Here is a 22,584-nt window from a genome sequence, read left to right as displayed (position 1 = left end):
ACTGCGTCCCCACCGCCTATTGTGGCACGTTGGCCTTGGGATGTCAGGGAAACGGCGGGCTATCCTAAAGGAGTGAGGTTTTCACGAGAGATGCAGACAATGGTGACGGCCAAAGAGACGGGCGATCGCTACTTCACACCCGAAGAATACTTTGCGTGGGAAGAGCAGCAGTTAGAAAAGCATGAACTGATTGAGGGTTACGTGTATGCGATGGCGGGTGGTACAAGAAACCACAGCGATATTGTTGGTAACTTTTTGTTAATTATCAAATCTCACTTACGGGGTAAAGGCTGCAAAACCTGTACTTCTGATTGTCGCGTGAATATTTTTGGGACATCGAATTTTACTTATCCTGATTTGAGTGTCACCTGTGATGATCGCGATCGCCAAAGTCCTTTTTTCATCACTTACCCCTGTCTCATTGTTGAAGTGCTCTCACCCGCCACCGAAGCCTACGATCGCGGCAAAAAGTTCGATCTCGACCGTCGTAATCCCAACCTCGTAGATGTATGTGCTCGCTAGCTCAGAGGAAATGGCGATTGATATTGACCAGAAAAATCAAGTGGGGGATTGGCTGCTGCGTTGTTACCGTGCGGGCGATCGCGTCGAGTTGAGAAGCATTGACCTCTCTGCCCCCGCCGTAGATACCACTGCTCCGTGAAACAGCGAGCGGCTCTCCCTATGGACGCTGAGGCTATCGAAAAAGCAAAATTGGGTATTCTTTGAGAGGAGGGTAAATTCAAGGGGTACCAGACATGTTGCCGTTAACGGTGAGTCGCCTCTGGACAATTAGCCGTAATGTTTTCAATGAAACCCTGCGGGAGCGGGTTCTCTACGTCACTGCTGTATTTGCCATTGGCCTTGCCTTAGCGATCGTGATTTTGGGACAGGTGTCAGCAGGAACCCAAGACAAAATTAGCCTTGATGTGGGGATGGCGGGTATTTCCCTTTTTGGCTTGCTGATTGCGGCCTTCGTTGGCGGCGGTCTTCTCAACAAAGAGATAGAAAAGCGCACCATCCTAGTCATGCTAGCGAAACCCATCAGCCGGGCGGAATTTATTATTGGCAAACATTTGGGCTTATCAGCAGTTTTGCTGGTGCTGGTGGCACTGATGACGCTGATTCTGTTTCTTCTCATGAGCTTGAACCAGTTTGCCTATCCCGCCGGCCCTTTGATAGTTACCTCTCTGTACATTGCACTGCAACTGGCACTGTTGACAGCAGCCGCTTTGCTTTTTGGCAGTTTCACCAGTTCCTTGATTGCCACGCTGCTAACGGTGGCACTGTACTTTATGGGGCACTTTAGCCAAAACTTGGTGATCCTCAGCCAAAAGATGGAGAGTGATGCCGTACGGCAACTGATGCAATTTCTCTATCTGATCTTTCCCGATTTATCCCGCTTGGATTTTAAGAATACAGCGGTCTATGGCATGCTGCCCTCTGTACCGGCACTCGTGGCCAATGCTTTTTATGGCGTGATTTATACGGTAGCACTGCTGGCGATCGCCACTTGGATTTTCTCCCGTCGGAACTTTTAAGAAAAACCCACTGCCCCGTTGTGCAATTGTTCCCCCAATGGGCTATGATAAAGCTCTGGGAATTTTTGCCCGTGTAGCTCAGTGGTAGAGCACACCCTTGGTAAGGGTGAGGTCACGAGTTCAATCCTCGTCACGGGCTTTGTTTGGCAAATCTCACGGAATTTTCCATCTGCGGTGGGGTGGTTTATCCCTATCGCAACCAGTAAATGATCGCTAGCACAATGGCCAAAAGAACCACGGTACGGCGCAAGAGCCTAGGGCTGACTGCACGGGCAAATTTACCCCCCAAAAGCCCGCCTACAATGGTGGCGATCGCCATCCCCAGAGCAGCAGGCCACACCACCTCCCCCGACACCACAAAAAACGCTGCAGCAGCGACATTGATCCCAAAGGCCAAAATTTGCTTCAAACCATTGAGGCGGGTCAGACTCTCCCCTAAGACAATGCCCAGCACCGCCAGCAAAATTACACTTAGCCCGGCACCAAAGTAGCCGCCATAGATCGCTGCCAAAAACACCAAGGGCATTGCTCCCACCTCGGATACAACAGGGGAACTGATTCGCCGCAGTAACCAAGCCCGCACCTGTTCCTGAACCCCCAAGAGAACAGCGGCCAAGAAAAGCAAATAGGGAATCAAGGCATTAAACAGTGCCTCGTTGGTGTGCAGGAGTAACATTGCCCCCGTGATGCCCCCTGCCACAGCACTGGGGAATAGCCGACCAAGGCGCTGTTGCTGACCCTTTAACTCCTGTCGTTGCGCCACCGTTGCTCCCAAGTAACCGGGCACCAAAGCCACCGTGCTAGTGAGATTGGCAACTACTGGCGGCAAGCCGATCGCCACCAAGGCCGGGAAACTAATCAGCGTTCCCCCACCGGCAATGGCATTGACAAAGCCCGCCGCCAGACCGGCAAGTGTGAGTAGCCCAATCTCACCTATCATGCCACTTGCGGCTTAGAGCCTAGGCAAGGTAGCGTTGGATGGTTTCGCGGTATTGGCTCTTGGGTTTCATGCCCACCATCACCTCTAGAAGTTCTTTATTTTTGAAGAGTTGAATCGTGGGTGTACTAGTGACGCCGGCTTGCTCAGCGATCGCGCTATCTTCAGTGATGTCAATTTCAATGAGCTGCACCTTGCCGTCAAATTCCTCAACTAGGCGATCCAAAATCGGCTTGAGCGTATGGCAGGGGCCACAGGTGGGGGAGACATATTTCACCAACAGCAGGCGATCGCTCTCGTGGAAGAGCTTGCGCAGCGCATAGCTACCTCGATGCTTAATGGCATTGGGATCAAACGCCTGTTCTGGGGATGTCGTAGGTTTCGTTGTTTCTGCGGGTTTGGTCTCGGTTTCCGTTTGATGAAACTCCTGAATTAGACCCCGCGCCGAGAGCCAACGTTCTGCATCAAGGGCAGCCATACAGCCACTGCCGGCCGCTGTCACCGCTTGACGGTAGTCATGATCTTGGACATCCCCCGCAGCAAAGACGCCCTCCACATTGGTATGGGTACCGTGACGGGTAATAATGTAGCCGACGCTATCCAATTCCAGAAAATCTTTGAAGAGTTGGGTATTGGGGGTGTGACCAATGGCGTAGAATAGGCCGCGCACCGGCAGCACAGATTCTTCCCCCGTGGCTTTGTTGATAATCCGCAGACCCGTCATTAAATTGCCATCCCCAAGGATCTCCCGCGCCTCCGTTTGCCAGTGAACCGTAATTTTGGGATTGGCAAAGACCCGATCCTGCATTGCCTTACTGGCGCGCATTTTGTCACTGCGGACAAGGAGATGCACATGGGAGCCATATTTTGTCAAATACACTGCTTCTTCCGCTGCACTATCGCCGCCCCCAATCACTGCCAACTCCACATCCTTAAAAATCGGCGTTGCCCCATCACAAATGGCACAGGCGGAGACTCCCTTTGTCCAATACTGCTCTTCCCCTGGTAGATGCAGGCGTTTGGCCGTGGCACCGGTACAGATAATCACACTGTGGGCATAGACCTGCCGCTCGGCTGAGCTAATGAGAAAGGGGCGTTGATTAAAATCCACTTGAATCACATCTTCAGTCACCATCTCCGTGCCCCAGCGCTGCGCTTGCGCCTTCATCCGTGCCATCAGTTGTGGCCCTTGAATACCTTCGGGAAAGCCGGGAAAGTTTTCCACTTCGGTGGTGGTCATGAGTTGGCCGCCGGGCAGACCCCCAATTTGATACCCTTCAAACATGAAGGGCTTGAGGTTGGCGCGAGCGCCATAGATGGCTGCCGTGTAGCCCGCAGGGCCAGAACCAATAATGACAACGTTTTCAATCCGTGGCGGTGTCATGGCTAAAGCAAACTCGAAACGACTATGAGTTATTTGATTTTAGCTTGATTTTCCGTGGCAAACAAGGGGAGCATCTTTGGGCATAATGAAACGGTTAGGTACGCTCCTTAGTTGTGTACATTAAGCAGTTAGAACTCACGAACTTTAAGTCCTTTGGCGGCACGACAGTGATTCCGCTGCTGCCGGGGTTTACGGTCATTTCAGGCCCCAATGGCTCAGGAAAATCCAACCTGTTGGATGCGTTGCTGTTTGCCCTTGGCCTTGCAGGCTCCAAAGGAATGCGGGCAGAACGGCTCCCAGATTTGGTGAACCATAGCCAAACGCGGCGTGGCCATAGTGTTGTCGAAACGCGAGTCACGGTGACCTTTGCACTGGATGCCGATACGGAATGGTGGGTGACACGGCGACTGCGGGTAACCAAGCAGGGCACCTATACCTCGACCTACGCAGTGAACGATCAACCCTGTACCCTCAATGAACTTTACGAGCAGTTGCAGGCATTTTGTATCTATCCCCAAGGCTATAACGTGGTCTTGCAAGGAGATGTCACTAACATTATTTCGATGAATGCCAAGGCGCGGCGGGAAATTATTGACGAACTAGCGGGAGTGGCAGATTTTGACCGCAAGATTGCCCAAGCTCGCGAAAAGTTAGATACGGTCAAGGAGCGCGAAGAACGCTTTCGCATTGTCGAGCAGGAATTGATTCAACGGCGCGATCGCCTGCAACGGGACCGCCTGCAAGCGGAAAAATATCAAGCCCTACGATCAGAGCTGCAGGAGCGAGAGCAATGGCTGCGGGTACGCCAATGGCAAGCCCACGAGCAGCAAAAAGTGCACCTACAAGCACAGATTCAGACGCTCCAACAGGAGCAAGCCCAACGCCAAGCCCAACTGCAACAAAAGGCACGGGAGATTGAAGCGGCAGCCGTTACGCTAGAACAACTCAATCAACAAGTGAAAGCCCTTGGCGAAGAAGCGTACCTCCGCCTACAAGCAGCGTTGGCGGATCTCCACGCCCAACAGCGGCAGTGTCAACGCCAGCAAACGGCCTACCAACAGCAGCAGGAACAGTTGGCAGAACAACTCCAGCAACGGCAAGCCCAGTACCACAGTCAACGCTTGCAGCAACAGCAACTTGCTCAAGAGTTAAAACAGCAACAGGGCGATCGCCCCCCCTTGGTTACCGCCATTGCCACCAGCCAGGCCACCCTCGACGCCCTACGACAGCAGGCTCAGGAGTTGAGTACAGCCGCCCAAGCATGGTTTCAAGAACACAGCCAGCGACGCCAGCGGATTGAGGCCCTAATCCACGAATTGGAACCCAGTCGCAGTGAACTCTCGCGCCTTCAGGAGCGATCGCAACAATTGCGGCAGCGGCAGGGGGAATTGTCTCAAGCCGCTACGACCCTAGAAGCACAACAATTGGAATTGCAAGACGCGCTCACAAAAGCCGCAGCAGCAGTCCAACAAGAGGCGCAACAACTGCAAACCCTAGCCCAACAACTGGCCACAGCACAGCAACAATTGAGCCTAACAGAAGAAACCTACCAACGCCTTGAGCGAGAACAGCGCCAAAAGCAGCGGGAACTGGATCAACTGGAAGCGCGGCAACAGGCAGTTCAGGAAAGCCAAGGGAGTTTTGCAGCGCGGCTCATTTTAAGTGCTGATCTCCCCGGCGTGTTTGGGCTGGTGGCACAACTGGGACAAGTGGAACCCCGCTACCAACTGGCCTTGGAAATTGCAGCCGGGGCACGCCTAGGCAATATCGTTGTGGCGGATGACAGTGTGGCGGCGGCAGCGATCGCCCTCCTCAAACGGGAACGGGTCGGCAGAGCCACATTTTTGCCTCTGAATAAGATGGCACGCCCCAAGACCCTCCCGCCAATTTCCTTGACGGGCTGTATTGACTACGCTGTAAATCTCGTTACCTTTGAGCCACACTATGCGCCCATTTTTGCCTACGTGTTTGGCAGCACCCTCGTCTTTGAGACGCTGGAGGCAGCGCGACGATATCTAGGACAATATCGGATGGTGACGCTGGAGGGGGAGTTACTGGAACCCTCAGGGGCAATGACAGGGGGTAGCCATCATCGCAGCAACACGCTCCATTTTGGTCAGGGCGTCACCCCCCAAGAGTCGGCAGGGATCCAGCAGGTGCGCGATCGCCTTGGGGAATTAGAACGCCTGTTAGATCGCCTTCTGCAAGAGCGCACTCAGAAACAGGGGGTAGTGAGTGATCTGAGCCAAGCCCTGAGTGAAGCCCGCCAAAGCCATCGCGATCGCCAGTGGCAATGGGAGCAACTTCAGCAGCAACAGCAGCACCTCAAGCGCCAACAAGCGGACTTAGCGCGCCAACAGCAGTACCTTAGCCAAGAGTTAACCGCAGCAGAAACTGAACTCACTCACCTAGAGGCTCGCCTTCCTGAACTCGAAGCAGCACTCGCCGCCGAACGCCTTGCCCTCAATGCCCTTGAAGCCAATCCTAGCCATCAGCAGTGGCAGCACCTTCAGGAACAGCTTCAGGCACAGGAAAAAATCCACGCTGATCATGTGGCTGCCCTGCAAGCAGTGGATCAAGCTTTGGGCGATCGCCACCGTCAACTTGAGCGCCTTGGACAGGATCTACAACAAACAGAGCGGGAGATTCAGCGACTGCGCCAAGCCCAACAGGAGACGCTCTGGCAGCAGCAAGCCCTCGAGCAAACCCTTGGGGACTTAGCGACGCAAATTCAAAGGACGCAAGCGGCTCTCAGTGAGTTGGAAGCTCACCTTGGTCACCTCAAGGGCGATCGCGATCGCCAAGATTACCAACTGCGGCAGCAGCAAAAGGACTATCAACAACTGGAATGGCAATATCAAAAAGCCGGCGACACCCTCACCACGCTGCACGCACAACTTCAGGAATTAAGCACCATCGAGGCACCCCCTTTACCGCAGCCATGGCCTGAAGTGCCTGCTGACCTTTCCCTCAGCGACATTCAACAGCAGTGCCAAGCCCTCGAAAAACGGTTGCGCGCCATGGAACCCGTCAATATGTTGGCAATTCAGGAATTTGAGGAGACACAAGGGCGGCTTAATGAGCTACAGGAGAAGCTCGCCGTTCTGGAAGCCGAGCGCACAGAGATACTACTGCGGATTGAGAACTTCACCACCCTGCGTCACCAGTCCTTCCGTGAAGCCTTTGAGGCCGTCAATGCCAACTTCCAAACTATTTTTGCCACCCTCTCCGATGGCGATGGCTATCTGCAACTGGAAAGTCCTGAAGATCCCTTTGCCGGTGGCCTGAATCTGGTGGCGCATCCCAAGGGCAAACCCGTACAACGCTTGGCCTCAATGTCGGGGGGTGAAAAATCCCTAACGGCCCTCAGTTTTATCTTTGCCCTACAACGCTATCGCCCCTCCCCCTTCTATGCCTTTGATGAGGTGGATATGTTTCTCGATGGTGCCAATGTTGAGCGCCTTGCCAAAATGATTCAGCAGCAAAGCCAAGAGGCGCAGTTTATTGTTGTCAGTCTGCGGCGACCAATGATTGAAGCAGCTCAGCGCACGATTGGCGTCACCCAAGCGCGGGGTCAACATACCCAAGTGATTGGCCTCGATTTAACCGCTCACCATTGATGCCTGATAGTATCTGAAAAATCATTTCTAGAATTTTGATAGTTCATCAGCGTGGATCGTAGTGGAACAGTAGAATCCATTTAACTGTCAAAACCTCCAAGTTCTGCTGAGGAGTGTCCCTATGAAATACTGGCAAAAATTTGGCCTGAGCCTATTGACGGTGGCCTGTTTGGGAACAATTGCCCCTCGGCCTGCCCAAGCCAATATGTTTACACAAACGGAAGTGGATCAAAGCCGCTATGTGGTGATGGCTGTGCCCCTTGCACGCGGTGGGTATCGCCTCTTGGTGGTGGAGCAAATTAAGGATACTCGTCCCTGCTGGAGTGAGTCGGGCAGTAACCCTGTGGTGATTGACCCCCTATTGACCACGTTTGACTTTACGGGCATTTGTGGTCGGGCTACGGATAGCAATGGCTACTCGATTCGGGTTGCTCAAGAGGATTTGGGTTTACAGTACAATCTACGCATTGAACAGGGGGATGGCGAGTTGCTCCTTGTTGGCAGCAGCAATCGCGGTGGTCCGCGTATGGTCATTGGCCGCACCCACGGTATGCAGGAAGGGCAATTTCTCAAGTTTCAACTGGAACCCACTTGGCGGTTAACGCGGCGCACCTATGAAGGCCGCGTGCTTGGTCATGTTTATTTCACCAATGACTCTTGGCAAGCAGCAACGGGGGGTGGTGCCCCTCAGACATCGGCGGTGAGTGCGGAAATGAATATTATACCGGTGCCCTCCCGACGCCCTGATTTGCCACTGCCACCGCCCTAAGGTGCCCCTATAGCGATTCCGCTACTTGGCAGAGAAAGGGTCAAGGGGTTAACGTTGTTTGAGGGCGCGTTCCATTTCGCGTTTATCTTGGCGCTGCTTGAGGTCCTGGCGTTTGTCGTGGAGCTTCTTACCACGGGCTAGCCCTATGGAGACCTTGACGCGGCCATTTTTGAGGTAAAGCTTTAGGGGCACGAGGGTCAGTCCTTTTTGTTCAACTTTGCCCACTAGCTTGCGGATTTCCTGCTTGTGGAGAAGGAGCTTGCGATCGCGCAGCGGATCATGGTTATAGGACTGGTTGGTACTTTCGTGGGGGGAAATGTGGATATTCATCAACCACGCTTCACCATTGCGGATGCGGGCAAAGCCATCCCGTAGATTCACCTTCCCAGCGCGAATGGACTTGACCTCAGTGCCGAGCAACACGAGGCCACACTCATAGGTTTCCAAAATTTCGTATTGGAAGCGCGCTTGGCGATTTTCACTCAGGACTTTGATGCTATCGCCCATCAAAAACTCCGTAAGAGTATTGTCAATATACCGTAGTTTAGGGGTAGGGGAAGTTTTCATCTTATCACTGCCCTCCCATCCCCTTGCTGAATGGTTGTGACGCCATGCCCAAGCCGCAGCAGTTAGAGTTTCTGCCAAGCCTGCCCTTGATTGCAGTGGTGCGTGCTGCTGATCCTAGTGAAGCGATCGCCCGCGCTCAAATGTATATTCAAGCGGGCTTCACCTGCCTAGAGGTGACGTGGACAACCCCCAATGCTGCTGGCGTCTTGCAACAACTCCGTCAAGACGCTCCCCACTGCACCATTGGAGCAGCGAGCCTCCAAAACCCCCAAATGGTCAAAGGGGCGATCGCTGCCGGCGCACAATTTTTAGTGACCCCCCATACAGCCATAGAGGTGGTGCCCCTTGCAAAGGATGCCAATTGTCCTCTGATTTTGGGGGCATTGACACCAACGGAAATTCTCCATGCGTGGCACGCTGGGGCAACAGCGGTCAAAGTTTTTCCAGTGATGGCGGTGGGGGGTGCGAGCTATCTGCGGGCTTTGCGACCCTTGTTTGCCGAAATTCCCCTCATTCCCTGTGGAGGTATTGGCTGGGAGGAGGTGGTGCCCCTCTGGAGAGCGGGGGCGATCGCCATCGGCATGGGCAGTCAACTCGGCACAGATGTAGCACGCCTCAAGCAGCAGGTGGCTCAGGCTCGTCAGGCGTATCAAACATTGGCGCAGGGGTAAGGGTGCGCACCCGCTCAGCATGGAAGCGTTTGCGTCGCCAGCGTTTGCCCAAGTCTAGGCCAATGGTTTTGTGGAAATCATCCTGCACCTTTGCCGTGAGGCGGTAGGACACTTGGCGGACAATTTGAGCCAAAACGCGATTGCCTGTCCCTTGAATCAGGCCATGGGGCAGACGGTAGATAAATCGCGGAAAGTACATTTCCACTCGCAAGTCGAGTTCCCAATTCACTCGTGTGTAGTCAATCACATTCAGCGCTAACAGGTCACTATCCGTTTCAGGATTGGCTTGCATCGGCACCAAGGCCATTGCCGCTTGAAAATTGACCTCGTAGTTCAGAAAGGGCTGCTCTGGCACAGGAATTGTTTCAATGCGATAGACTCCTTGCTCTTGAGGCAGGAGATGCAGTCCTATTTTGGGTTCCACTTCGTAGCCATGGGAGCCATAGCGACCAAGAGTGAGAATGTAGCCATGCTTGCCCACCGGTTCTGCCTTCATGGGATGGGCACAGCGGTGAAACCATTCTTGGTGATTATTGAGGTAGGTTTCGTAGCGTTGCACTGGGGCATACACGTCCATCCAGCCTTGGAATTGGTTGTGAAAAATAAAGGGAGGTCGCTCAGTCCCATCTTGGGAGTCGGTCATAGCATTAGATTGGCATTTGGCGATATTCATCCTGACATACTGCTGGGGGCGATCGCTACTGTGGGAAACCCGAATAGTGAGGTTTCTGTCTAACGCTTAGTTTACATTTCGTTACATTACTTTAGTATCAGAGGTTAACACCGCTATAGATCGTGCATGGGCACGGATAGCGATCGCTCTAGAACGAAGCTCTCTTCAACCTTTAATTGAGGCTCCGCCGATGCCCACCATCATTCCTTGGCTTGCAATTGAAGACCTAGACCCACCGTGGATTTTTTGGCCATTGCTCTTGATCGGAGTTCTTAGCAGTGTTGTTTTGCGCTGGGGGAAGGTGCAGCAACAGTGGGCACGGGTCATTGTCGTCGCCAGTTTAATCGCCCTGATGATTCATTACCTGCTGTGGCGATCGCTAGCCACCCTCAATCTACGCACCCCCATCGAGGCAGCCCTGAGTATTCTCCTATTGGCTATCGAGGTTTTCATGATGGCAGGCTATAGCCTGCAACTCTACCTCCTGCTGCGCATCAAAAATCGTCGCCCCGAAGCCGACGCTGCTGCCCTCGCGGTCAAAAGTGGCTACTATCAGCCCTGGGTGGATATTTTCATTCCCACCTACAACGAACCTCTAACGATTTTGCGGCGCACAATTGTTGGCTGCCAAGCCCTCGACTATCCCCACAAACGCATCTATGTCCTCGATGATACCCGTCGCCCTGCGCTACGGGAATTGGCCTGCGAACTCGGCTGTGAATACCTTAGTCGTCCTGACAATCGCCATGCCAAAGCAGGTAACCTCAACCATGCCCTCGCCTGCACGCAGGGTGAACTGATTGCGGTTTTTGATGCGGACTTTGTGCCCACGCGCAACTTTCTCACCCGCACGGTTGGCTTTTTTCAGACCGCTGATATCGGCCTTGTGCAAACGTACCAGAGCTTTTACAATCCCGATCCCATTGCCCGTAACCTTGGCCTAGAGGAGCATCTGCCCCAAGAGGTGGAAATCTTTTCCCGTCACTATCAAGTCCTGCGGGATAGTATTGAAACGGCGCTGTGCTACGGTAGTTCATTTGTGGTGCGGCGATCTGCCCTAGAGGCCATTGGCGGCTTTGTCACTGAATCCCTCAGTGAAGACTACTACACAGGAATTGAACTAGCGGCGGCGGGTTATCGGCTGATTTACTTGAATGAAAGTCTCAGTGCCGGTCTGTGTGCGGAGGACATGACGGCTCACATTCGTCAACGCCAACGCTGGGCACGGGGCACTCTCCAAGGGTTATTCATTGCGTCCAGTCCACTGCGGGTACCGAATCTCAGTTGGCTCCAGCGCCTTGCCCACTTAGAGGGGATCACCCAATGGTTCCACAGTCCCCTGCGTTTGTTCCTACTGCTGTTGCCGTTAATTGCCGCCTTTTGGGGGCTGGTTCCCCTTGAAACCACCCTGCGGCAGTGGCTCTACTATTTTGTGCCCTACTACTGGCTGCTGTTGAGTACGTTCCGCTGGCTCAATGGCCACAGTCGTTCCGCCTTGGTATCGGATATCTATGCAGTTGTCCAATGTGTGCCGTTGACATTGACAGTGATTGACACCTTGTTGCGTCCCTTTGGTCGCGGTTTTTGGGTCACCCCCAAGGGGAGTTATCGCGATCGCTACCACTTTCAGTGGCACCTAGCGGCACCGCTATTCGTGCTTTTTGTGCTCTCAGTTGCCGCTGCTGTCCTCAATTGGCAAGCATTACATAGCAGGGGGCTACTACTGGCATGGGTCTGGAACCTTTACAATCTTGTGATTCTTGCACTAGCTCTCTACTGTCTTACCGAACGCCCCCGTCCCGATCCCTATGATTGGCTCAATGTGCAGCAAACCGTTGAACTCCATCTTGCTTGGGATCAAACCACTGCCCTGTGGGGCAGGACGATGCGTCTTTCTGAAGGTGGGGCGATCGTTCATCTGCACCAAGCCCTCCCCCCCTCGGCGATGGGTGTGCCCCTCACTTGTCGGCTATTGGAGGCCGGCATTGACCTCAGCGGCCAAATTGTGCACATGCCGAATCAGACAACCCTAGAGATTTACTTTGATCCGCTCACTCCAGATCAATACCGCCAATTGATCACGCTGCTTTTCTGTGAACCCAACCGCTGGCAATGGCAGAAAGCACCCAGTGAATTGCAAACCCTGTGGCTCCTGCTGCGCACGCTCGTCTTGCCTCCTTTGATCCGTCACTGGAACCCACTGACACCCAACCTTCAGGCCACAGGATGGCACCGAGCCTATAGTTATCCCCAAAAAAGTGAAAGGTGACTCAGTACAATAGAGCCATAACTAAGATTCCAATATGATTAAATAGTTATCGCGATGAACAGCGAGGCTAGCAATTCAGCGAGGCAATGAGCATTCCGGATTCGCCACTCCCCCCTCTCACAGAAGCCACGTTGTGGCAAATTCTCAACGAGGAATTGGATGATGCCACAGTCAATCAGTTCCTGTGGCACTGCTTGGGCTATCGCTATGATCCCGATACTCAAAGTTGGCAGAGCGATCGCGTGCCCCCAGAATGGCGACAAGACTATCCTCAACCTCCCGACTTCATTGGCAGCCGCCCCGCCATCGTTAAGCTCACCCGCTCCATTCCCCCTACCCACAAACAACTCCTCAAGGAACAGTTGGGCTTTCCGGGCTATGAGATTAAGGAACTCAATCCTCGCCGTACCCGCCGTGCCACTGCTGTCAATTGGCTCCTGAGTTATATGGCCACTCAAGCAGAGACTGCGGTGAAGTAACCTTCGGCTACCTCGATCGCCACTTGGCGGATGGCTTGATAGACCGTGGCTAATTCCGCATCAGTAATACAGTAGGGGGGCAAGATATAGAGCGTATTCCCCAGAGGCCGTAGGAGAACACCCAACTCAATAAAGCGGCGGCGCAGTTGGGGGACAAGGGCACTAAAGTAGGAGGCCTCGGTTTCTAATTCCATGGCCGCGATCGTGCCACAGGTGCGAAATTGCTTGAGATTGCTGACATCGGTAAGATACTGCTGTTGACACTGCCAATGGCGCGCCTCTAGGCCTTGGTAAGCTTCAGGTTCCGCAAGCAGCAATTGAAAGGAAGCCACACTCACCGCACAGGCCAAGGGATTCCCTGTATAGGAATGGCTATGGAAGAAGGCACGGGCGGGGTCATCGGCATAAAAGGCTTGATAAATTTCCTCAGTGGCCAATGTGACGGCAATGGGCAAGCAGCCTCCCGATAACCCTTTTGATAAACACAGCAGATCCGGTTGTGTCCCTGCTTTCTCACAGGCAAAGAGGGCACCGGTGCGGCCAAAGCCTGTCATCACCTCGTCATAAACCACCAAAACGCCATAGGCCTTGGCAATCTCAGAAACCGCTCGCAAAAACTGCGGACGACACATGCGCATTCCCCCTGCCCCCTGTACGAGTGGTTCAATGAAGAGAGCCGCATAAGCGTCGGGGTCTGTCTTGAGGGTGGCCTCCAGTTGCGCGATCGCCAGCGCCTCCTTGGTTTCTACTTCTGGATCCCCCAGATACGTCGCGGGGTAGGGCAGGATTGTTAAAGGGGGGAGCAGCGGCTGAAAGGGTTGCCACCAAGGGGAACTTTGGCCGACAGTCATTGCCCCAAGGGTATCGCCATGGTACCCCCCGGCAAAGCCAATGAAGCGCGATCGCTGGGGTTGATCGCGCCGCTGCCAGTACTGGTAGGCCATTTTCAGAGCGACTTCCACAGCGGTTGAGCCATTGTCGGAAAAAAAGATCCGTTGTAACCCCGCCGGGGTGTGAGCACACAGTAATTGAGCCAACTGCTCCGCTGGCTCATGGGTAAAGCCAGCAAAAATGACGTGCTCAAGGGTTTGCGCCTGCTCATAGAGCGCTTTAGCCAACACAGGATGGCTATGGCCATGGAGCGTCACCCACCAACTGGAAATGGCATCAATTATCTGCCGACCATCGCTCAGTTCGAGACGAGCACCCTGGGCACGCACCACCTTCAGGGGCGGATCTGCCGTTTTCATTTGTGTAAAGGGCTGCCAAATGGGGGAGTTAGTCATGGTTGCGATGGGCATCTAAGCGAGCAGCAAGGGTCGTAAAAATATCCTTGGGAATTGGACAGCGGAGCGATCGCGCCAAGCGTTTTTTCTGTTTAGCCACCTTGAGACACTCAGCAGTGCGACACAAATAGGCCGATCGCCCCATTCCCTGATCCAATTGCACCTTTTGATCGGGCCAGCAGCGCACGATTCGCCAAAACTCCGAGCGATCGGCCAACCGGCCACAGGCGACACAGCGGCGTTGCAGGACAGCCATCATCCCTAACTGGCAACTTGTTCCTCAAGGGCGGTCATGGCCAAGCGATCCTCCTCTTCGTAGTTGTATTGAGAACTATCGCGCACCTCAATTTTCCAGCCCGTCAGACGGGTGGCCAAGCGCACATTTTGGCCTTCTTTACCAATGGCTTGGGAGACTTTATCCGGTGCCACGAGGACATGGGCAATGCGGGCTTCGGGGTTAATCAGTCGCACCTCCTCCACCGGCGCCGGACTCAGGGAATTGGCAATATAGGTGGCTGGATCTGGCGACCAGCGGATCACATCAATTTTTTCCCCCCGCAGTTCATTCACCACCGCTTGAATGCGGGATCCCCGAGCGCCAATGCAGGCACCCACCGGATCGACATCCCGCTCTAAGGTATCCACGGCAATTTTGGTGCGGGGACCCACTTTATGGTTCGGGGGATTGGCCTCGCGGGCAATGGCAACAATCCGCACCACTTCGTCCTCAATTTCTGGCACCTCATTGGCAAAGAGATAGACCACCAGTCCAGCATCGGCACGGGAGACCTCCAATTGGGGGCCGCGCTGAGGTCCCTCTTTGACACGCTTGAGATACACCTTGAATGTGGAGTTGGCGCGGTAGTTGTCGTTGGGAAGTTGTTCCCGTTTCGGCAATTCGGCCTCCACTTCCGGTTGGCTAGCATCGCTGCGCACCGCCATAATCACCGATCGCCGCTCAAAACGGAGAACGCGCCCCATGAGTACGGTGCCCTCGAGGTCTTTGAATTCCTCTTGGACGAGGCGACGCTGTTGATCTCGCAATTTCTGCGCCAGTACTTGCTTGGTTTGCATGGCGGCCATGCGGCCAAATTCCTGATGGTCAGGGGTCACATCCAACAGCACCGTATCGCCGACACGGGCATCCTGCACCACCTCAATGACATCAGCAAGGGCAATCTCACGATCCGGGTTTTCTACAGTTTCTGTAATGGCTTTGGTGGCTAAAATGCGGAAGCCTTCCTGTTCAGTGTCTAGTTCCACTTCAAAGTTGGCAAAGTGATCCTCCTCAAAGTGGCCATGATCGGGGCGCAGACTGCGGCGATAGCGTTCGTACCCCTTGAGTAACGCTTCCTTGAGGGCTTGGTGCACTGCGTGCTTGGGCAAATTCCGCTCTTGGCTGATTTCATTAATCATGGCCCGTAGGCCAGGTAAGCGATAGATGGTCATCGTCCGTTACAACCTCATTAACTGAATGAAATACATCGGTGCTAAGGTTCACTGCTGGGGGTGTATAGTTGGACACTGGCAATGAGGGAGCGGGGAATTGCCAGGGATCGCCCCCGTTGATTGAGATAGACATTTACCTCGTCGCGACGAATCAGGGTTCCTTCCCAGAGAGTTTTGCCGCGATGGGGCGCTGTGGTTGTGACCTGCACTGGAAAGCCGCGAAAGGCATCAAAGTCGCGATCGCTACTTAGGTAATCCGATAGACCCGGACTGGACACCTCTAAAACGTAAGCAAACTCCAACTCTGGCAGGGCATCCAAGGCTACCTCCAGTGCCCGACTCAGCCGTTCACAATCCTCCAAACTGGTGTCATCCTCAGGATGGCGCACCTCCACCCGCAAAATGGGTGGCGATTGATGGGTGAGCCACTGCACACTCACTAGATCAAGGTGTTCTTGGTCGGCAACCTGTTGGGCCAAGGTTTGCACCACAGGCAAAAGCGTCTGTATCTGCATAGGAAATAAAAAAGGCGGGACATTGCCCACCACACCCAAATAGTCTCGAAAGATGACATTCCCACTTCCCTAGGGGAAGGAAATTTCTGAACCGTTCACCGTGGAAGGCTCATGGGTGTTGCCAATACACCCCTCTTCATTAAGTTTAGTATAGCAGCTCACACTGAGCGATCGCCACCCCCGCAACCTTCCTTATGGATACCCCTAGCGATCGCCCACATCGCCGTTGGTCAGCTCATCCCCGTCGAAGTCCTCCTCCTCCCGTTCTAGATCCTCCAGGACTGGATTCAAGAGCACCGCCATCTCAGCCTCATGGTGGGTGAGCCACTGTCCTTGGGTACGGAACCAGCGGGGCGGGTTAATGTAGCGAGCATAGTACCACGGGGGAGCAGTGGGCTGGCTAATTTCCGCCTGTACTCGAATTTTCTCACCCGGATAGTAGGCATCTTCGGGTTCCACTTCCAACCACACTTTTTGGCCGATGATTTCTTGGGGGAGCATCATAAGGGCAATTCCTCGGGGAACCTCACCATATCTCAATTTTATTCAGTTCTAACCCACAGGGGAAAATGTTGCACTTATTCACTCTCTCCCACAGCCAAGGGTGGGTAGGGGTGCGATCGCTTGGGATCCTCTAGCTTTAGGGAAATGAGGCCCGCACAGAGGACAAACACCATCGAGACCCACAGACAGCCGACAATCCCCCAAATTTGATAGATCAGACCCGATAGCACGGTTCCCGCTAGACGCCCGCCGGAATTGGCCATGTAGTAGAAGCCCACATTCAAGGCCACTTTTTCATCATCGGTGTAGGCCAGCACAAGGTAAGAGTGCACTGCCGAGTTCATGGCAAAAATCAAGCCAAAGAGGAGCAAACCGCCGATAATCACGGCATTGGGATTCCAGTGGCTCATCAAGCCCAAGGCAATGACGGCCGGCACAATCGTCAGCGTAAACGTCCAAAACTGAATAGTGGCTGCTTGGGGAGGCCGACCGCGATTGAGGTATTTCAGCAGAAAGGGCGCTGAGGACTGGACACCGCCATAGCCAATCACCCACAGGGCGAGAAAGCCCCCCACTTCATAAAATGACCAGTTGAGGACACTTTGCAAATAGACAGGCAACCCCACCACAAACCAGACATCCCGGGCCCCAAAGAGGAAAAAGCGGGCGGCTGAGAGGATATTGATCTCCTTGCTCTTGGAAAACAATTGACGGAACTGGATTTTCTTCTTGATCTGCCCCATGCCCCGTGGCAATAGTAAACCGGTGAATAGGATCAAGATGAGGGCGATCGCCATGATCCACAGGGACGCCCTAAAGCCTGCCAACGTCAGCAGCACACTACCAACAAAGAACCCCACCCCCTTGAGGGCATTTTTAGAACCTGTGAGAATCGCCACCCACTTAAAGAGCCGTGACTCTGCTTCTTGGGGCACCACTAGGCGAATGGCACTCTTGGAACTCATTTTGGTGAGATCCTTGGCCACCCCCGACATTGCTTGTGCCGCCATCACATAGGGCACCGCAAACCACAGCGGCCAGTCCTGCGTTAAGGGCGTGAGCATGAGGAGCGAGATCACCTGTAAACCAATGCCCGCGTAGAGGGTGACATTCAGCCCTAAACGGGAACCAATCCAGCCACCGAGAAAGTTGGTGACAATGCCAAAAATTTCATAGAAGAGAAAGAGGAAAGCAATTTGCAGCGGTGTGTAGCCAATCTGGTCAAAGTAGAGCAGCACTAACATCCGCAGTGCGCCATCGGTTATTGTGAACCCCCAGTAGGCGAGGGTAACAATCATATAGTTGCGGACACTGGTGGACACAGCCATAACAGACTCCCTAGGGCAAAGTAGTGGCGACGCGGCGAGCTAATTCGGCCATGCGATTGCTGTAGCCCCATTCGTTGTCGTACCAGGCGAGAATTTTCACCTGCGTTTCATCCACGACCATTGTGGAGAGGGCATCGACAATACTTGAACGGGGGTCGTTGCAATAGTCAATGGAAACAAGAGGACGCTCCTCATAACCGAGAATTCCCTTAAGTTCCGCGGCTGCGGCCGCTTTAAGAGCTACATTCACTTCAGCCACACTGGTGGGGCGGCTAACTTCAAAAACGCAGTCGGTGAGCGACGCATTCAACAGGGGCACCCGTACCGCCAAGCCATTGAGTTTGCCTTGGAGTTCGGGATAAATCAGCCCAATAGCAGTGGCTGAACCGGTGGTTGTCGGCACGAGAGACATGAGACTAGAGCGGGCACGGCGCAAGTCCTTGTGGGGGGCATCCACCACTGTTTGCGTATTCGTGACATCGTGGATCGTGGTGATCAAGCCGTGGCGAATCCCTAGGGTTTCGTGAATCACTTTGACCACTGGGGCAAGGCAGTTTGTGGTACAGGAGGCAGCTGTGAGCAGGTGGTGTTCTTGGGGGTTGTAGAGGTGATCATTCACCCCCATAACAATGTTCAAGGCTTGTTCTTTGACGGGGGCAGCAACAATCACTTTTTTTACCCCAGCTTCAAAGTAGGCCGCCAGTTGCTCAGCGGTACGGAATTTACCGGAGCATTCCAGAACAATCTCGACGCCGCGCTCTTGCCAAGGCACCTCTGCCGGGGTTTTTGCTTCCGAAAAAGTGACCATCCGATCGTTGATGGCGATCGCCCCCTCCTTGGCTTGGATGGCTTGGGGCCAACGACCATGAACCGAGTCAAACTCTAGCAAATGGGCGGCAGCGGTCGTGCCTCCCTTAATCTCGTTAATGTGGCGAAAATCCAGTTCGGGCCAACTCCAAGCAGCACGCAAAACCAAGCGACCAATGCGGCCAAAGCCATTGATGCCGATACCAACGCCCATCGTTGCTGCTCCAGCGGGACATCCCTACGTTATTTCAAATAATCTTGAATTGTCAATCAGCAAAAGAGCCTTCTCAGGGAGTACTGCTAAACGTAGGGGCAGGGGGTCTGACTCGGATCGTCCCAACACTGGGGAATAGTTGGCTCGGGAATGGGCTGGGCGGGGGTACCAAAGATCATTTCGCAACTGTAGTCATTAAAGTTGGGGGTCATTGTCAGAGGAATGCCCAATCGCTGCCGAAAGAATTGTTCTGTGGGCTTTTTGCACAGGTTCATGCACAGGGCAACGCATTGAGATTCAGCTAGGTAGCGGCATTCTTGGATGTGCACGCCACTCTGTTGCCATTGGCGGGGCTGACCGGGAGGAGTGACCTCAACCCAGTAGCGATCGCTCGCCCCCACTAACCAACCCGTGAGGCGGGTGGCAAACCACGCATTCCACTCACAGACCCAACGGGTCGGGCGAAAGAGTGTACGTACCAAGGTGCTGATGACTGGGGGGACTAACCGATCAAAGACGGTGGCCACAATGGCCTGCTGCTGCGCGGGCGATCGCCCCTGCTTTACTTGCCGTGTGATTTCAATAAAGCCACCATAGTCCAACCGCTGTGGCTCAACCCCAATGACATTGGCGATCGCTCGAATCAGCCGAGCCAAGCACCATCGCTCCAGCCAGTTGAGGGACTCAGGCGGCATCGTCAAGGTGATCGAGCACCTCAAGGGCAGCACGGCGAACAATTGCATCCGTTTCCTGTCCCAGTAGCAGATACAGAGCCTCCTGCACTTGGCGGCGATCGGCACCCTTAGGGACGCGAGCTAATTGGCGAATGGCCACTAACCGATGCAGGGGTTGAGGATGGGTGAGGTCAGCAAACCACTGGGACACCTGTTGGATGTGTTGCTGCTGTTGCAGTTGGCCAATGATTGTGGCAAGGAGAGCAATGATGCCCACTAACAGAATGCCAAGGATGACAAGAGCCACCACCAACCACGGATCCGTTGTGTGTTGACCGATATGCAGAAGGGTGTAGGTACCCAAACAGGCAATGACACCGCCCACCACTGTAAAAGCAAAGGGATGGTGGAGCCACTGATGAACTTGTTGGCGAAGGTCTTGCCATAGCGTCAAAAGTCGGCGTTGCCAGCGACTGAGGAGAAAAATCGTACCCACACCACTCAAGGTTGCTACCATCAAGGGGCCATCGGTTTGCCACAGCAGAAGGCCTGCCCCCAGTCCGCTGATAACTAGCAAGAGACGCTCAGACAGCAAATTAAAAACAAAAGATTTCCAGTGCAACCGTTGCGATCGCGTAGCCTGCCCTTTGGGCAATCGCCTTTGGTGCAACGAAGCTGAGCGCCGTTGAGGTCGCGGCAATGACCATTTCGCCCAAGAGCTAACCATAGGTGGGGTGCGTACTGCCAATTGATGCTTTATTCTACAGTAATTCTACGGTACAGCCTTTGAGCTGCTCCATTATCCTTTCCATCGCAAAATAATCACCTCTTCTCGCAGTTGTTCTTTGGTAGCACTGGCAAAGCGTGTTCGGAAGAGATCGGTGCGTACAAACTCATAGCCAAGGGCTTCGGCAATGTCAACCAATAACTGCCCCGTGCGAATCATCACTCGCAGATAGGACGCCTGGTCACCGACCACATAAGCCAGTTGGGCATTAGGACGCAAGACAGAGCGCAGGGCAGCCAAGTGACGTGCCATGCCGCCAAAATAGAGCTTGGTGACTCTGCCATAGAGCTTCTCAAATCCAGAGGTCTTGCCGAGTTCAATTCTGCGTCGCTCAATTTCATCAGCGATGCTTTGAATTGCTGGGTAATCTTGAATCCACTGGTCATCATTATCTGCCTTATACACATTGCGGCTATTAGACCGTATCAGTCCCCTCTTGAGGGCTTGTAAATCCGCCTTGGTTTTGATGAAGCCTAGTACCACGGATTCGAGGCGGGTCGTTCTGGTGTAGTCCTTTTCATTGGGATAGGGGGGTGACGTGATCACCGCATCCACAGACTGTGGGGGTAATATTGTGTCAAGGCATCTTGCATCTGCCAGATGGACGTGGGCAGGGGCATCATCTTGATTTCTTACCTGCTGCAAATCCGCCACCATTTCACCCATCTTGGCGAGCCAAGCACTAATCACTGGTGTATCAACTTTGGGTTTACCGACACCCACTTCGGGACCAAAGCGCAAATTACTCACGGCAAAAACAAGAATGTGGGCGATCGCTAGTAATTGATGCCGATAGACCTGTTCTATTTTGTATTTCTCTAAGCACTCAAGCAGCACCAATACCTTGTGTAAGGGAATCGGACTAATAGACCCCGACAGAATGAGTTGATGTTGCTCTAAAGAGAGTTGGCGTAACGGTAGGTCAGCAATCTCCCCCTCAAAAGGAGCGGAGTCCTCTATTCCTTGCTGCCGCAGAATACCGAGAGCAAGTTCTGCTATGTCACAGGAGTGACGGTAGAGCAAATCCGGATCAACATTCCAATCCGTCTTGACTGATGTTGCAAAATGGGCGAATGGATTGGCTTCGGTACCCAATGAGCGGATTCCTTGGAGCTTCGACTCAACGAGCGTTGTGCCTGTACCACAAAAGGGGTCGAGGAGGACAGCTTGTTCATTAAGGCTAAAGTCCTCTATGTAGTGCCTCACGAGGTGCGGCGGATAAGACAGCACAAACCGATACCAGTCATGAAAGGCACGATCTCGTAGGTCGATCTTGTTGACATTGCCATTCTCTCTAGGTTCTTTTTTATCCTTGCCGTTTTTCAGCAACCCAGCTCCTGCGACTCTGCTGCCCTAAATCCTCAAGTCTATAGAAAATCTAGCTCTTTGAGAGGGTTGACGAGCAGACCCCCAGAAAAATTAGAGTCTTTAAATGTTTTCGGAGAATCCCTTATCCGCCTAAGCGGTGACATTGTTTATAAAATACTTGAGGAAATCGCATCTCCTTGTGGGTAGGGAAGTTTACGGGAGGCGTTGAATTTCAGCACGGAAGCCATTGACCTCCATAAAGGTACGCATTTCGATAGCATTGGCCTCGTTCTGGAAACTGCCCACTTGGAGGGCACGGCGCTGACCCAAGGTAATGGGTAGGACTTCAGGGACGAGCGATCGCAGGCGCTCTTGGTCGGCCAGATCATCCTCCCGCAAGTCTAAAACAATCACCCGAAACCGCGTTCTTGGGGCCAAGGGAGCCAGTGTTGCCAGCTCTGTATCAGAGACATCGGGGGGCGGTGGTAGTTGGTTCATGGCTCGATCACTGCCAACAAAGCCCATGGGAATGGGGGCACTGGGCACTGGCAGTCGCTCTAGGGTATTGTCCAGCCGTTGGGGAATTGGCGCGGTACTCACCTCCGGGGCAGGCACGGGAATCGGGATGACCGTATTGACTTCTGGCGGAGGCACGGGGATGGGAATTGGTTCTGCGGCCCATACAGGAGTCCCCCAACCCATTAGGATCAGAAATAAGTGACTCAAGCACGGCTGGGAGTGAATGCTCAAACGTTTTATCAACGACTTCATGGCTCTGCCCACAATACCGATGAACAGCGATCAG

General features: G+C 53.6%; 21 protein-coding genes, 1 tRNA gene and 1 pseudogene. 8 read left to right on the top strand and 15 right to left on the bottom strand.

Features of this window, described 5'->3' with window-relative positions; translation table 11 throughout:
- The first annotated feature begins 99 nt into the window (after window positions 1–99).
- The 3 genes and pseudogenes from NBE99_RS06200 (at window position 100) to NBE99_RS06190 (ending at window position 1,677) form a co-directional block, all read left to right on the top strand.
- Window positions 100–661, top strand: a pseudogene (locus NBE99_RS06200) (Uma2 family endonuclease).
- Window positions 662–755: 94 nt separating this feature from the next.
- Window positions 756–1,538, top strand: coding sequence for an ABC transporter permease (locus NBE99_RS06195; protein ID WP_250683598.1), 783 nt, complete (start codon window positions 756–758; stop codon window positions 1,536–1,538).
- Between the two features lie 67 nt (window positions 1,539–1,605).
- A tRNA-Thr gene (locus NBE99_RS06190) sits at window positions 1,606–1,677 on the top strand.
- A gap of 51 nt (window positions 1,678–1,728) precedes the next feature.
- Here the strand turns inward: NBE99_RS06190 and NBE99_RS06185 are convergent.
- The gene (locus NBE99_RS06185; protein ID WP_250683597.1) at window positions 1,729–2,478 is read right to left on the bottom strand and encodes a sulfite exporter TauE/SafE family protein; all 750 of its coding nucleotides are present in this window, start codon (window positions 2,476–2,478) and stop codon (window positions 1,729–1,731) included.
- A gap of 19 nt (window positions 2,479–2,497) precedes the next feature.
- A complete protein-coding gene (gene trxB, locus NBE99_RS06180) occupies window positions 2,498–3,859 on the bottom strand; it encodes a thioredoxin-disulfide reductase (protein WP_250683596.1) in 1,362 nt (453 codons plus the stop codon).
- 113 nt (window positions 3,860–3,972) lie between these two features.
- Here trxB and smc point away from each other — a divergent pair, with 113 nt between their 5' ends.
- Together smc and NBE99_RS06170 are read left to right on the top strand one after the other, a co-directional pair.
- On the top strand, window positions 3,973–7,479 hold the full coding sequence (gene smc, locus NBE99_RS06175) for a chromosome segregation protein SMC (protein WP_250683595.1): 3,507 nt from the start codon (window positions 3,973–3,975) through the stop codon (window positions 7,477–7,479).
- 121 nt (window positions 7,480–7,600) lie between these two features.
- Entirely contained in the window at window positions 7,601–8,248 is a 648-nt protein-coding gene (locus NBE99_RS06170) for a DUF3747 domain-containing protein (RefSeq protein WP_250683594.1), read from the top strand.
- Window positions 8,249–8,296: 48 nt separating this feature from the next.
- Here the strand turns inward: NBE99_RS06170 and smpB are convergent, their stop codons facing one another.
- Entirely contained in the window at window positions 8,297–8,755 is a 459-nt protein-coding gene (smpB, locus tag NBE99_RS06165) for an SsrA-binding protein SmpB (protein ID WP_305879897.1), read from the bottom strand.
- A gap of 104 nt (window positions 8,756–8,859) precedes the next feature.
- On the opposite strand from smpB, the gene NBE99_RS06160 reads away from it, so the two are divergent.
- Window positions 8,860–9,486 carry a bifunctional 4-hydroxy-2-oxoglutarate aldolase/2-dehydro-3-deoxy-phosphogluconate aldolase gene (locus NBE99_RS06160; RefSeq protein WP_250683593.1) on the top strand — a complete coding sequence of 209 codons (627 nt, stop codon included), beginning with the start codon at window positions 8,860–8,862 and terminating at the stop codon, window positions 9,484–9,486.
- Here the strand turns inward: NBE99_RS06160 and NBE99_RS06155 are convergent.
- Complete coding sequence (locus NBE99_RS06155) at window positions 9,431–10,129, bottom strand: DUF1997 domain-containing protein (protein ID WP_250683592.1); 699 nt, start codon at window positions 10,127–10,129, stop codon at window positions 9,431–9,433. The two genes, NBE99_RS06160 and NBE99_RS06155, sit on opposite strands and share 56 nt — an antisense overlap.
- A gap of 220 nt (window positions 10,130–10,349) precedes the next feature.
- On the opposite strand from NBE99_RS06155, the gene NBE99_RS06150 reads away from it, so the two are divergent.
- Window positions 10,350–12,428 carry a glycosyltransferase gene (locus tag NBE99_RS06150; RefSeq protein ID WP_250683591.1) on the top strand — a complete coding sequence of 693 codons (2,079 nt, stop codon included), beginning with the start codon at window positions 10,350–10,352 and terminating at the stop codon, window positions 12,426–12,428.
- An 86-nt stretch (window positions 12,429–12,514) separates the two neighbouring features.
- Entirely contained in the window at window positions 12,515–12,907 is a 393-nt protein-coding gene (locus NBE99_RS06145; protein ID WP_250683590.1) for a DUF1823 family protein, read from the top strand.
- Here NBE99_RS06145 and bioA read toward each other — a convergent pair.
- From bioA to NBE99_RS06090, 11 genes are all read right to left on the bottom strand, one after another.
- Entirely contained in the window at window positions 12,883–14,208 is a 1,326-nt protein-coding gene (gene bioA, locus NBE99_RS06140) for an adenosylmethionine--8-amino-7-oxononanoate transaminase (RefSeq protein ID WP_250683589.1), read from the bottom strand. The two genes, NBE99_RS06145 and bioA, sit on opposite strands and share 25 nt — an antisense overlap.
- Complete coding sequence (locus tag NBE99_RS06135; RefSeq protein WP_250683588.1) at window positions 14,186–14,452, bottom strand: YlxR family protein; 267 nt, start codon at window positions 14,450–14,452, stop codon at window positions 14,186–14,188. The genes bioA and NBE99_RS06135 overlap by 23 nt, the downstream gene beginning before the upstream one ends.
- A gap of 2 nt (window positions 14,453–14,454) precedes the next feature.
- On the bottom strand, window positions 14,455–15,642 hold the full coding sequence (nusA, locus tag NBE99_RS06130) for a transcription termination factor NusA (RefSeq protein ID WP_250683587.1): 1,188 nt from the start codon (window positions 15,640–15,642) through the stop codon (window positions 14,455–14,457).
- A 41-nt stretch (window positions 15,643–15,683) separates the two neighbouring features.
- A complete protein-coding gene (gene rimP, locus NBE99_RS06125; RefSeq protein ID WP_315897317.1) occupies window positions 15,684–16,157 on the bottom strand; it encodes a ribosome maturation factor RimP in 474 nt (157 codons plus the stop codon).
- Window positions 16,158–16,361: 204 nt separating this feature from the next.
- A complete protein-coding gene (locus tag NBE99_RS06120; protein ID WP_250683585.1) occupies window positions 16,362–16,661 on the bottom strand; it encodes a hypothetical protein in 300 nt (99 codons plus the stop codon).
- A 74-nt stretch (window positions 16,662–16,735) separates the two neighbouring features.
- Window positions 16,736–17,989 carry an organoarsenical effux MFS transporter ArsJ gene (gene arsJ, locus NBE99_RS06115; protein WP_250683584.1) on the bottom strand — a complete coding sequence of 418 codons (1,254 nt, stop codon included), beginning with the start codon at window positions 17,987–17,989 and terminating at the stop codon, window positions 16,736–16,738.
- Window positions 17,990–17,999: 10 nt separating this feature from the next.
- Entirely contained in the window at window positions 18,000–19,010 is a 1,011-nt protein-coding gene (locus tag NBE99_RS06110) for an ArsJ-associated glyceraldehyde-3-phosphate dehydrogenase (protein ID WP_250683583.1), read from the bottom strand.
- 86 nt (window positions 19,011–19,096) lie between these two features.
- Window positions 19,097–19,666 (bottom strand): DUF4033 domain-containing protein, encoded by a 570-nt coding sequence (locus NBE99_RS06105; protein WP_250683582.1) that lies wholly within the window; start codon window positions 19,664–19,666, stop codon window positions 19,097–19,099.
- Between the two features lie 28 nt (window positions 19,667–19,694).
- Window positions 19,695–20,411, bottom strand: a complete 717-nt coding sequence (locus NBE99_RS06100; protein WP_250683581.1) for a hypothetical protein — start codon at window positions 20,409–20,411, stop codon at window positions 19,695–19,697.
- Between the two features lie 72 nt (window positions 20,412–20,483).
- Complete coding sequence (locus NBE99_RS06095) at window positions 20,484–21,701, bottom strand: DNA methyltransferase (RefSeq protein WP_250683580.1); 1,218 nt, start codon at window positions 21,699–21,701, stop codon at window positions 20,484–20,486.
- 291 nt (window positions 21,702–21,992) lie between these two features.
- Window positions 21,993–22,481, bottom strand: coding sequence for a hypothetical protein (locus tag NBE99_RS06090; protein ID WP_250683579.1), 489 nt, complete (start codon window positions 22,479–22,481; stop codon window positions 21,993–21,995).
- Window positions 22,482–22,584: the final 103 nt, after the last annotated feature.

This window comes from Thermosynechococcus sp. HN-54, assembly GCF_023650955.1.
Taxonomy (GTDB): Bacteria; Cyanobacteriota; Cyanobacteriia; order Thermosynechococcales; family Thermosynechococcaceae; genus Thermosynechococcus.
The sequence above is the reverse complement of the archived record's forward strand: the minus strand, read 5'-3'. Positions and strand labels throughout refer to the sequence as shown.

Coding starts and splice junctions, on each gene's coding strand:
- smpB (WP_305879897.1), bottom strand. CDS start 8,755: ATGGGCGATAGCATCAAAGTCCTGAGTGAAAATCGCCAAGCGCGCTTC.
- NBE99_RS06155 (WP_250683592.1), bottom strand. CDS start 10,129: ATGACCGACTCCCAAGATGGGACTGAGCGACCTCCCTTTATTTTTCAC.
- bioA (WP_250683589.1), bottom strand. CDS start 14,208: ATGCCCATCGCAACCATGACTAACTCCCCCATTTGGCAGCCCTTTACA.
- NBE99_RS06090 (WP_250683579.1), bottom strand. CDS start 22,481: ATGGGTTGGGGGACTCCTGTATGGGCCGCAGAACCAATTCCCATCCCC.
- NBE99_RS06135 (WP_250683588.1), bottom strand. CDS start 14,452: ATGATGGCTGTCCTGCAACGCCGCTGTGTCGCCTGTGGCCGGTTGGCC.
- rimP (WP_315897317.1), bottom strand. CDS start 16,157: ATGCAGATACAGACGCTTTTGCCTGTGGTGCAAACCTTGGCCCAACAG.
- NBE99_RS06195 (WP_250683598.1), top strand. CDS start 756: ATGTTGCCGTTAACGGTGAGTCGCCTCTGGACAATTAGCCGTAATGTT.
- NBE99_RS06160 (WP_250683593.1), top strand. CDS start 8,860: ATGCCCAAGCCGCAGCAGTTAGAGTTTCTGCCAAGCCTGCCCTTGATT.
- NBE99_RS06120 (WP_250683585.1), bottom strand. CDS start 16,661: ATGATGCTCCCCCAAGAAATCATCGGCCAAAAAGTGTGGTTGGAAGTG.
- NBE99_RS06170 (WP_250683594.1), top strand. CDS start 7,601: ATGAAATACTGGCAAAAATTTGGCCTGAGCCTATTGACGGTGGCCTGT.
- NBE99_RS06145 (WP_250683590.1), top strand. CDS start 12,515: ATGAGCATTCCGGATTCGCCACTCCCCCCTCTCACAGAAGCCACGTTG.
- NBE99_RS06185 (WP_250683597.1), bottom strand. CDS start 2,478: ATGATAGGTGAGATTGGGCTACTCACACTTGCCGGTCTGGCGGCGGGC.
- arsJ (WP_250683584.1), bottom strand. CDS start 17,989: ATGGCTGTGTCCACCAGTGTCCGCAACTATATGATTGTTACCCTCGCC.
- NBE99_RS06110 (WP_250683583.1), bottom strand. CDS start 19,010: ATGGGCGTTGGTATCGGCATCAATGGCTTTGGCCGCATTGGTCGCTTG.
- trxB (WP_250683596.1), bottom strand. CDS start 3,859: ATGACACCGCCACGGATTGAAAACGTTGTCATTATTGGTTCTGGCCCT.
- NBE99_RS06150 (WP_250683591.1), top strand. CDS start 10,350: ATGCCCACCATCATTCCTTGGCTTGCAATTGAAGACCTAGACCCACCG.
- nusA (WP_250683587.1), bottom strand. CDS start 15,642: ATGACCATCTATCGCTTACCTGGCCTACGGGCCATGATTAATGAAATC.
- NBE99_RS06100 (WP_250683581.1), bottom strand. CDS start 20,411: ATGGTTAGCTCTTGGGCGAAATGGTCATTGCCGCGACCTCAACGGCGC.